A 12,043-nucleotide genomic window follows, 5' to 3' on the forward strand; every position below is an offset into this window, starting at 1 on the left:
TAAAAAGAGAGGACGGAACCGGCACAAGCCAGCTCCATCCCCTCCTCTTAGATCTCATTTACACGTAAACGTTCAATTCACGAATCGACCACCAGCTTGTAGCCGTCCCAGTCTGCACGAGCTTCAAGTAACGAGCGTTTTGCCCGGCAAACTGCGCAGTTACAATCGGCCCTGAGCCATTGCCGCTTGCAATAACTCCAGACCAATTCACACCATCATTCGAAACGTATACTTCGTATCCACGAGCGTAATCGTTATCACTCCCGGTTGAATCCATCACAATTTTATTGAAGCTTCGAACCGCAGCCATATCGACGATAATGGCCTGACCGGGCGCCATTGCCGCGCCTGTACTCCATCTTGTCGCCATGCTGCCATCCAGCAGATTGGCCGCAGCATCACCACTAGAAGGTGTCGAGGACGCCGTCCAGCCTGTACGGTCGAGCACGGTAGTACCGCCTGCCGATGGTGTCGTTGCCGATGCCGTGTTGCTGTTTGCAGATACGTTTCCAGCCGCATCCTTTGCTTTTACCGTATAGGTATACGGAGTAGAAGCCGCTAATCCAGTATCGCTGTATGTCGTTTGAGTTGTTGCGCCTACGACCGCACCGTTGCGGTAAACATCGTAACCTGTTACGCCTACATTATCTGTCGAGGCCGTCCAGCTTAAATTAACCTGACCGGCTGATACAGCTGCTGCCGTCAAACCTTGCGGCGCGCTTGGCGGCTGCGTATCAACACCTGCACCAGCCGTACCGTATACGTTTAACTCACGAGCAGACCACCAATTGGACACGGTACCCGTCTGCACGATACGAATATAACGGGCGTTTTGTTCGGTAAAGCTTATCGTCAAGACCGGACTTGTTCCAGCGCCTGTTGCAACAGCACTTCCCCAATTGGAACCGTCTGTGGAGACGTAAAGCTCATAGCCGCGGGCATAATCGTCATTGCTGCCGGTAGAATCCAATACAACCTTCGAGATCTGATTGACCGCTTTCATATCCACTGTCAATGATTGTCCCGGCTGCATGGCAGAACCGGTACTCCAGCGGGTAGCCATACTGCCGTCGAACAGATTAGCAGCCGCATCGCCGCTAGATGGCGAAGAGACACCCGTCCAGCCGGAGCGGTTAAGAGCAGTTCCGGTTCCTCCGCCTTGCAGAGTCGTTGCCGTCGCAGCAGCGCTGACAGCAGATACATTGCCTGCAGCATCTTTTGCCGCAACTGTGTACGTATAGGCCGTTGAAGCTGTCAGTCCGTTATCGTTAAAAGAAGGCTGCGCCGCCGCTCCAATCAAAGTACCGTTACGGTAGACGTTATAGCCGGTTACACCGATATTATCCGTCGAAGCTGTCCAGCTCAGATTGATTTGGCTTGACGATACTGCGGTTGCCGTCAGATTCTGCGGTACACTTGGCGGCTGCGTATCGACAGATCCGTTGCCTGTAAATTCGGACAACGTCTGACGCATCGCTTCCGCAGGCGAATTCGCATATACTTTTCCGCCGAGGTTATTGATGATATGCGTAATTTCGCTGCCGCTTGTGCCTGACAGCCAGATCGTCGTTGCATGGTGGATCTTGATACCTGGGGAGTTAGGCACCTCGATTGCACTGTTCAGCTTAACTGCCGCATCGCGGAAAAATGAGTAGACACCAAGGCCCCATGCCTCATGATTCGTAACCGTATCCGCAACCTTATAGGAAGCATAGCCGTTAACCGTTCCTCCGTTACTCATCCAGTCCGACTGGTTCGGCACATCATAAGGAATTTCGGATTGATAGAAGTATAAACGGCCGTTATTCCCGTTCCATATCGTCTGATATTCGTTATGATGCTCGTTAAACAAGCCATACAAGGTGACGTTGTTGCCGTTAACGATGAGGCCGTTTTTGGACACATTCGTCGTCCATGCAGCTCCCGCTCCATGATCAGCTCGCCACAGCCAGAAATGATCGCCGATCACATCATTGCTGTTAATCTCGATACCAACATCGTTTCGCCCGGCAGTTGCGCCTCCTGTTCTTACCGTAATGTCATGCAGCGAGACTGGATTAGCCGCGTGAGATATAGCGCTGCCTGCTGTGCCGATTTTGACCAGCGTTGCAGAATTGACTGGGCCGGCGTCAATCATCAGACCAGCAAGCTTTACCCCGTCAACATCGGCAACATTGATTGCCGATGTTCCTTGATCCGGAATAAGCGTCGGCATGCCAATTCCAAGAATAACCGTATTCGGGTTGTTAACCTGAATCGCCTGGCTTAAATGATAGATGCCAGGTGTGAACAGCACATGCTTGCCTTGTGCCAGAGCTGCGTTAATCGTCGCAGCAGTAGATTGATCTGAGCGGGCGATGTAGAACTGATCGATTGAAAGCGATTGGCCTGGTGTCGAGCCATTCGCCCAGCTGACGCCTTGCGTATTCGTCGTCAGCGATGGCACGAACACGCGGTAACCGCCGGCGTTATCTACATAAAGATAAGGCTTCTCCCGCATAATTGGTGTTTTTTCCACTACTGTATACGGAGGATCAGGGAAGTTGCCAGTTGGCGCATTGTTATTGCCTACAAACACCATGTTCCAGACGCCGTTTGTCCAATTTCCCCATTGGCTGTTGCGGGAAAACCATTGTTGTTGCGATGCCGGAACTACAGCCCCGTCAACGATAGAGTCGGCAAGGAAGCCGCCGCTTGCCCAGCCTGCGTTCCAGTTGTTATCAAAGTCGAACAGGTGCAGCTCCCCTTTAATATGCAGACGGCGCAAAGGTGCGGCTTGCGAAACCGCAATCTGCGTCGTGCCGCTGGACGGCGTGATCGTCAAGTTCTCCATACTCCGCCAAAAATTCCGGGTCGCATTGCCATTATCCCAATCCGCGTTCACATTAACGCCGCCGTTAATGTTGACGTCACCCGGATTTTGGCCCAGACCCGCCACATGCGTGTAAAAGCCTACATTAAAATTTACATTATAAGAACCAGGCTTAAATAGAAACGCATAGCGGTCACTGGAAAATTCATTCGACTCCAATGAGGTGAATGCCGCTCCGGTAACATTCTGAATGTCGGCAGCTGGCGTAGACGGATCAAACACATACACATTCGGGCCAAAGATCGTATTATTAGCCGAGGAAGGCGGCAGTGCAGCCTCCGCCTTTGGAGCCGGAACAGCGATCAATCCAGCTACGATGGCCATAACGGAAAGCAAAGCGGTTATTTTTTTCATTTTTTTAATATTCAAACAACTTACCTCCTTATGAATTCTGATAATTTGCAAAACCGTGTTACAGTTAGAGCAACTTCGTAATTCTGCCCGCTAAACCGGTCAATTATCGTTTCTCGTCGATCTCCTCCTTCCGTTTGTTCGGTTAGGCTGATCTCCAATGTGTATATGCAAGTTGTATTGTAATCGCTTTCACGGAGATTATAGTCTATTTCCCGTTATTCCCGTTATGGGTTAATTTAGGAATTTTGGTTTGTTTTTTATAGTAAAAAAAGACTTATGCCGTTTTCCCCTAAGGGAGAGGAGCGGCTAAGTCTTTTCGGTTTCGTTGTTTATAATGCCATACAGTTCAGGCTATTACGGCTGTATTTATATAAATGAGGATTAATTCTGACCAATCTAGGAGGAGCGAAGGCGAAGGGCCTGTCTTCTCATCCACATTGTTGCAACCCATTTTTCCCCTTTGATTACTGGTGTACCCGCATGCAAGGTATAATCATTTAATTCATGATCGTTATAAAAATACTCGAAGTAGACCGCCATACCTTTGTTAGGAAAAATAGAAATATTAAGCATGGGGAACGCTGTCTCTCCGCCTTCCTCCACATCATTCAAATACATGACGAGCGTACTAATCCGATTGTTGGCACTTGCTCGACTACTTTCTGAGAAGAAATCATAATGAGGCTGATACTCTTGGCCAGGGGTATACAGGAGAACTTGCAAGCCATCGCCATGCTCAATAGGAATATTCATAATTTGAGAGAATCGCTTCTCAATTCTTCTAATCGTCTCATTCTGCTCACAGAACACCCCGCTGCTTGTTCGAATCGGATTACCGACATGATCTCCGACGATCTTGGAGTGCTGCAATTGTTCTCTGGAATTATAAATGAGCTCGTCACATTCCTCATGACTAAGCACATTTCCTAATACGACAACCAATGGTGCCTCATACTTGGCAAGAATTCGAATCTCTCGATCATCTGTCTTAATCGTATTTCCAGCATGATCAAATATCGTCCGTTCTTTCTCTGTCGTATACTCTGTCATTCCTCAGCCCCTATTTTAAGACATCTACTATGTAATGTACCATGAAATGGTATTTTATGCTTGGAAAATTCAGAAATATCAAAATTATCAAACCATCTGATTACATAATTAGCAGGAGAACACAAAAGCTACCCCAATCTTTAAGATTGGGGTAGCTAGCGAAGGTGATCCATGGAAAGCTAAATCCACGATTATCATTTTTCAAAGTAACTTTATCGTATGGATTTCCGTACCTATTTCACTTTCTGATTCTCGTTATATTGATAAGCTCTCATTGCAACAACAAAGGCCATCTCTCTAGTTGCGACGCCCTTAGGCTCAAATTTATCCGAGCTGCCCCTCATAATGTTTAACGCAGAGATATCCGCAACTTGATTTTGAGCCCATGATGCAATTTGGTTACGGTCTTGATAGACGACATTGGATTGAACCGGCTCCCGCTTCAACGCTCTCGCAACCATAACCGCCATTTCTTCTCTTGTAATCGTTGCATTCGGCAGGAATTGATCCTTAAAGCCTGTCACAATTCCGGCTTCGTATGCTGCGGTAATGAACGGATAGAACCAATTCGTTGCCTTGACGTCAGTGAAAGGAATAGCATTCTCTCCAACTATTTGAATGTTGAAGACTTCAACGATTAACTTAGCAAATTCAGCTCTGGTAATCTCGTCTTGTGGATTCAGCTTGCCGTTAAACCCTTGAATAAACCCTTTTAGTGTTGCCTCCAAGATGAGATCTTTAGCCCATGAGGATACTTTGGCGCTATCCTTATAGAAGTCTGCCAAAACCTTTTTCTCATTCTCAGGTTTGTTCGGGTCTGGTTTGTTCGTGCCCGGCTTTTCTTCCTCTCCCGGAACAAAGCCGCCCACATCTTTACCATAATCGGTCGTGTAGCGCCACTCTACTTTATCTCCCTGCTGCAATTTATAAAGACTCGCACCGTAATTCGGGAAAACACCGTTGACACTGTACATCCAACCGCTGCCGCTGCCATGATCAAATTCCCCATCGCCTGCGATTGACTCCACATAAACGCTATTGTATTTACTCGAGAATGAATATTCATAAACAATACCGCGTTTATCCAGTTCTCTTTTCAAAACATCCCATACAGATTCGCCTGCCACAAATTCAACCGTTGCTGGCGATACTACGTATCCTTTATTTATTGTCAGCTTATCAATCGATAATTTAATCGTTGCTTTTTCAGGCTCTGTACCGCCATTGCCGCCGCCATCGACTTTTTCCTTAACCGAGTAGACGACATAATCTGTAAAATGATCGGTTTTAACAATGAGATCATTACCAATTTCATAAGCATACTCATGTTTTCCACTTGCTAACCCTTCTTGATCGTTAGCAAACTTTTGAATCGGAGTAAGCTGCCCATTTTGAATAAATGCAGCTTCCTTGCCCTTCATACCTTCAAAGGTAAACGTAACAAGTCCATTCGTAAAGTGAACCGATTGGTTGCCACCGATGGTGAAAAACTCATGAACAGCATTTAATTGCTGCTTCGAATCGATTACACCGCTCAAGCTCGACTTAAGTGCAGCGTCATCTTTATTATTGAACGTCATCAGTTCAAGTGTCTGATCCGCCCCGCCAGCCATTGTGATTCCTTTAGGGAATTCGGCTACGATGCCTCCTTTAGAGACTGTCAGATTTGGCAGCGCTACATCTGCCGGTAAATTAATAGATGTTTTCGATTGCGCAGAATCATCCAGCTTAACGGAAACCTGCTTATCACGATCTGATTCTTTTACGCGTATCGTGTAGTCCTTGCCATCGTTAGGAATAACGATAGATTGACCGTCATCCGGAAGGTTTATCGTACCGTCCGGCTCTGGGACTTCAATAGCAACTTCCGTCATATCATAGAGACTGGACTCTCCATTCAAATAACGGGCATAGGCGACTAGGGCATACGTGCCTTGGTCGGTTGCCATATCATTGACACTACCGCCTTTAGGATGAACGAATCCGCCAGTTGGCACCGCATAAGTCAGTAAATTTTCGACTGCGGAATGTCCGTTTTTGTTAAACCTCTTGTCTGTATGCGGATCAATTCCCAGAGTGGTTAAGGCAACAACTACTTGGGAGACGCTTTGAACGTTTTCCTCTCCACCGCTCGAATAACCGCCAGCCCCGTTCTGAACAGAAGAAAGCCAAACAACTGCACGATCTACAGCCTCTTTAACCTGTTCCTTCTCCGCGTAATAAGGAGCTAAAGCTTGAAGCGCCATTGCCGTTATGTCCGGATCAGCTGCGCCGGATAATGACCAGCCTCCGCCAGTAACTTCTTTACTGATAATATATTCAATCAGTTTATCACGCGTTGTGGGATTGGCTGTCCCATTTTGTACGGGGATATCATATTGATGGCTGTCTAACGCAATCAACGCGAAGATTGGACCGTTAACCCCTTGCTTGATAACGTAATTGAAATCGGCTAATGCTGCGCTAATATCGTAACCGGCCACATCATGAATGTCTTTGCCGATTGCTGTAAGACCTAAGATCAGTCTGGAATGCTCCGTACCCTTGGCAGGATGCAGCTTTCCAGCAGACATTAATTTTCCAACTTCACGAACTACATTTCTGTAATAAGTGGCGTAATAGCCTTCAGGAACTTCATAACCCGCGCGGGCAAGAGTAAGAATACTCCATTCCCCATCACTCGTACCGAATGTAGGGTTGTTTACCGTGCTGACCAAATAAGCTAAATGCTTATTCAAATGTTCGTTAACATTAATAGCTAGTTTTTTCAATCCTGGTTGCTTAGCATTGTTGAAGGCTACTTGTTCTTGGTCTAGCGCTAATACTTTAGCGTCGACTTTATCTTGACTGGCCGTATCATCCGCTATTAAAGCTTGGGCAGACTCAATAAGTTGTACGAATTGGCTGTATACTTCTTCCGTTACCCAATATTCGTTCTGAAAAACATCGTTTCCATCTGTGCTTACTGTGACCGATTCTAATTGTTTATTGGCATCATTAATGGCAAGCTGCAGAGCAGCCTTATCTGCTCCCTTAACAATCAAGATCTTGGGAAAAATGCTGTAGTATCCTTCTCTAGCTGATGCCGTAAAGTTAGGATTTGCTCCTACTACCGGATCAATATTACGATGATCCCCAATAGGACTGCCGAAGAAGCCTAATTTAAGATGTCCATCATGAAGACTATAACCGCCCTCCAAATCTTGCGGCACCTTGAACTCCACGCTATTGCCCTGATTCGTAATATTGTATTGCTTAGTCTGACCGGTAATCAAAGTCCGATTCGGTCCTCCAAAAAAACTTGAGCTGCGCATTAAAATTATAAATGCCTGATAGCTTATTGGCCGGGAATGACATCCCCTTAAATACAACTTTGACTTGATCGCCCGGACCAGCCTCTTCTCCCGGATGCGTCAAATTATCGATGGTCACATTCAGCGGTCTTGCCGTCATAACCTGGTATTCGGCGAGGCCAGCTCTCTCAACCTTAACAATATTGCGGCCTTCCGTCAGCAGCACACTAAACGATCCATTAGTATGTGCCGTCACATTTTCTGTAGAGAATGTGCCGTCCCCATAAGATACGCTTTCAGTCGAATGATTGATTTCAGGACGCAGAACACTAACTTGACTGCCTGCTGAAGGGGTGAACGTATAAGTCGCCCCAGGTTTCGTATCCAAGAAATATACGCTATCAATATCTGCATCGAAGGCTCCATTTTGAAGGTTCATGACTTGATTGCCCGTTTTGCCTTCATTAGCCTTCTGATTGCGAGCCTTATTGCTCTCGATGCCAGTTACAATACCTGTCTGGCCTTGACCTACCGTAACAACGAACAGACCAACATTTTCCGGCCATATTGCACTAAAGGCATCATTTGCACCTGTAATGTACGAGGAGCCGTTTACCTTGAGAGCATCATAAGTCACTTTAACAATCGCGGTTCCGTTCTCTTTCGCACGGATTGTTGAATAGCTCCCCGGTGCGCCTTGAGCAATTTCAATAACGTCTTGTCCGGAGATAATCTCGTAATGAAAATCAGGTTCAAAGAAATAGTTATTAATACCTTCAATTAATGCTTGCCAGCTGCGCAGGCTTAACAATTTAAACTCAGCACCCGGTGCTGCCAGCTTCAGGTGATTTTGTTCATTAATATTGAGATAAATATTTCCTTCTAGATAAGTTCCCCGGTTCAAAATCGAATTTGGTGATAAAACATTTAGTTGTTGGTCTGTAATCGCCATCGCCGCATTTGCAGCATTCGCTCTGAATGTCCCCGTGTTCGTCAGTTTGCCTGTCTGACTTACACGATAGTTATAATCCTGGTTATCTACCAGCTTGTATCGGTATACCCGCTTACCGTCCAGAATCGTCGTTTCCAAAGGTTCCGCTTTTTCAAATGAAACAAAATGCTTGATTTTTCGGCCTACAAATAATGAAGCTTCCTCTGGTACGGTAAACGTAATCATTCGTGATAATGGAATAGCCCCAGTAACAGCCTGTGCTTGAGCTGCAATCGTGACCGTCACACTGTTGCTGAGCGTAATATAACCTTCTGCTTCACGCGATTCACTTGGCACAAATGAATAGAAATATGTTTTCCCCGCAAGAACAAGTGCAGGATATTGGCCCGCAGCCGTCTTGCTTCCCAAAGTAAGAGACTGATCGCCGGGGCTGTCTTGACCAATTCTTACCGTATAATCGGTATCTGCGTTCCATCCAGCATTGCTGGCTTTAAGATTTAATTGACGGAATGAGAATGCTTGATCCGGCTCCGTCGTTACCGTTAATTTGCCTCCGCCAATAGAGTTTCCGCTAGCGTCTATCCCCCTATAGCGATAGTCGCCAGCAGGCAAAGAAGCCTTATATACTTTATAGGTGCCTTCTTCTCCATCGCCAATAACCACGAGCTTATCTTTAGAATTATAGAGCTCTAATTTGGCAGCCTTAGGCGCTACGGTGAATGTAATATTAAACTTAGGCTTATTTTCCTCATCCGATGTGCCTTGTTTCTTGGCTTCATTAAAGGCAGTTTGAGCTTGATTGAGTGCCAATACCTTTGCGTCCACGTCTTCTTGCTCAGCATTGGAATCCGCGATTAACTGCTGAGCTGATACAATAACTTGTACCAATGCGTTAAGGTCCGCTTCAACAACCCAATAATCTGTTGGGCTAACATCAGTTCCATCAGTACTTACCTTGACAGAAGCTTTATTTAATTCAGCTGCTTGTATGGAAGCTTCCAATTCAGCTGTATTCAGCTCAGGGGTCTCGCCCAGCGCTTCAACCAAATTTTCTAATGCAGAGTCTACAGTAGACTGACTGCTCTCTATATTTGTAAGCGCATTATAAGCGTTGTCATACGCTGAGCGAACATCTTCATCAGCAAGAATTTCTGTTTTATCTGTGCTGCTGTTAATCTCTGCTACTTTGTCAGTCAATGCATCTTTTCGAGCAGGATTAATTAGATTGCCATTACCACCCAAATCCTTTCCCAGTCCGTAAACGGTATATTGCCAACGAACGACATCGCCGTTTTCAAGCAAAACATCCGATGATCCAACATTTGGGAAGGAGTGGTTAACAGCGAACATCCAGCCGGATTGGTAAAAATAATCAAATTCGCCTAACCAATCCTCATCCGTTCGCTCCCCAACATTGCCCGCTCCTCCAAGAGCTTGCAGAATATAGGAAGGGATATCGGCCGCTCCGGCGTCCGGGTCGTAAATGCTAGACAAATAAAAGCTGCTCTCTATACTGCCCCCATGTTTATAGCGATTTTCCCCCAAGAGCTCTGATATAACAGCTGCCGCATTGTCTCCTTCATGCAATGGAACACGGACGGGTTCGATCAAGTAACCTTGTCCCAATGTGAATTTCTCAACCGATACCGTTACATAACCCCCAGTACCCCCTGCATCTGAAATGCCCCCTGCTGCCATTGCAGCTATCGGGCTGAATAGCGAGAACATCATTAGTAGGGTCAAACCTAATGCCATACTCTTTTTCCATACTTTTTGCAGTAACATGATCAATCTCCTTAAATTTGATTTATTTTGGACAGAACAAAAAACACCTCTCACTAATCAACGTGAAAGGTGTTTGACAAACGGGCGTAAAGACATACGAAGGGCCCAATAAATACAGTTAAACATCTCTCCTTTCATCCTCGTGAAATCGTAGAAAAAGCAAATGGCATGTATCCTGGCTTTGCTTCATCGTATGACTAACTCCTTCCCGTATCAAATGTATCAAATACAGTGGAAACACGTTAGCATACTCAGCATTACAGTGGCGGGACCGCGTCAGCTTTGCACTGATCTTCCATTTTCAGCTGTGTAAACACAGCACCATGTACCTAAGTATATGAAGTTGTATACTGCAGACCTCAATTACCAGCGAAACACTCCTGCGAAAACGAATTGTGTTTGCTGATCTACTTCTTCTCGTGAATGCCCATAGACTTCTGAGTCGCTCATTGAAGATTACCCCATTTCAGAATGGAGTGCAATCGTTAGGAGGAAAAAAATAGAGGATTTTTTATAGGAATACTCGGTAAGGCTGGCCATTCACATGTTCTACCATACATATGCAATTCTTGTCCCTTTAATGACGAAGATTTACGAGATTATTGATGGAAGCTTGATATCAACCAAACAAACCGCCCTTGAATATTCAAATCACATATTCAATGTTAAAAAAATGGGTACTAGCACTTACACTTGTATCCGCTTAACGGAATATGATTGTTTAGAAAAGAACCGAAGGTATGATACATGCCATGCTATATAGGAGATGTGGTTAATGACGCAACATTTAAGTTCAATCAGATATTCCAGAACTTTGCGAAGGTTTTCCAGTCACGCATACCATTTCATAAAAAAACTACGCTGCAAACAAACTGAACAGCTGCATTTCATTTTAGTTCATGACCCTAAAAACAAAACCAAAAGATTCAGTTCTTCTTCTAATCACCCTGCGATGACACTGCATAAACCTTTAAATCTGCTAGAAAGGCGCGCTCCTCAATTCACGCTCTTTTCCAAACGAAATAAACGGATACACGTTCTTACCCAAAACAAACGAGGCTATGCCGTATTTATGGAAATCAATTATCGGGAAACAAAGTCCAGTGATTTCAAAAAAGTTAGGGCACAGTTCATCGATGTCGACCTGAACAAGATTTCAGTCCATTTAGACACCAAGAAACAAGTCAAACAGATGATTGAATCCATTCAATCCGATCCTGCGGAACAGCTTCAATCCATTACCGTTAAAAAAAATAAACAAGGCAAGTACCACCTTTTAGCTTTGCGAAAAATACAGAGGGTGAAAAAATTAAAGCATGCTTTTATAAAAAAATTTAAGACTCAAATTAAAGATACGATGATTGTTGAAACGAAAAACGGATACCACATCTATTGGGTGCTGCAAGGCGGATCCGTGCAGAAATTTGTGCCTATTCAAAAAGCTTTAGCCAGAAAATTCAGTTCCGATCCCATGATAACCAATCTATCAAGAGTCATGCGTGTACCTGGCTTTTTTCATATGAAAAATCCCCAGAGCCCCTTTATAGTGAGGATTCGGCAGCTGGGCAGAAAGAAACCTTTTTCCCAAGAGGAAATTATTCGCTCATTAGCACTAGAACCTATTAATTAAAATTAGCCAAAACCCCAACCTTATGGGGTTGGGGTTAAATTTATTGGTGGGGGCGAGAATCTTCGCCTCTCAACCAAGTTTATCTTTTTCCACAGTCAAGGATAATA

The 12,043-nt window shown here is 45.1% G+C and carries 5 protein-coding genes and 1 riboswitch; of the genes, 1 reads left to right on the forward strand and 4 read right to left on the reverse strand.

Translation table 11 applies throughout. The features are described from left to right. Positions 1-58 precede the first annotated feature (58 nt). From TY10_RS22700 to TY10_RS22715, 4 genes are all read right to left on the reverse strand, one after another. Positions 59-3,196: a discoidin domain-containing protein gene (locus tag TY10_RS22700; RefSeq protein WP_420329425.1), complete on the reverse strand. Its 3,138-nt coding sequence runs from the start codon at positions 3,194-3,196 to the stop codon at positions 59-61. 426 nt (positions 3,197-3,622) lie between these two features. Then, on the reverse strand, positions 3,623-4,276 hold the full coding sequence (locus TY10_RS22705) for a 2OG-Fe(II) oxygenase (protein ID WP_042168658.1): 654 nt from the start codon (positions 4,274-4,276) through the stop codon (positions 3,623-3,625). Between the two features lie 233 nt (positions 4,277-4,509). After that, positions 4,510-7,551, reverse strand: a complete 3,042-nt coding sequence (locus TY10_RS29160) for an S-layer homology domain-containing protein (RefSeq protein WP_052350720.1) — start codon at positions 7,549-7,551, stop codon at positions 4,510-4,512. After that, positions 7,532-10,360, reverse strand: a complete 2,829-nt coding sequence (locus tag TY10_RS22715; RefSeq protein WP_155986025.1) for a DUF4430 domain-containing protein — start codon at positions 10,358-10,360, stop codon at positions 7,532-7,534. The genes TY10_RS29160 and TY10_RS22715 overlap by 20 nt, the downstream gene beginning before the upstream one ends. Before the next feature lie 94 nt (positions 10,361-10,454). Further along, positions 10,455-10,647: riboswitch (cobalamin riboswitch) on the reverse strand. Positions 10,648-11,081: 434 nt separating this feature from the next. Between TY10_RS22715 and TY10_RS22720 the strand changes: the two genes are divergently transcribed. Beyond that, positions 11,082-11,936, forward strand: coding sequence for a DNA-primase RepB domain-containing protein (locus TY10_RS22720; protein ID WP_042168664.1), 855 nt, complete (start codon positions 11,082-11,084; stop codon positions 11,934-11,936). Positions 11,937-12,043 lie beyond the last annotated feature (107 nt).

Source organism: Paenibacillus gorillae (assembly GCF_000513275.1).
Lineage (GTDB): Bacteria > Bacillota > Bacilli > Paenibacillales > Paenibacillaceae > Pristimantibacillus > Pristimantibacillus gorillae.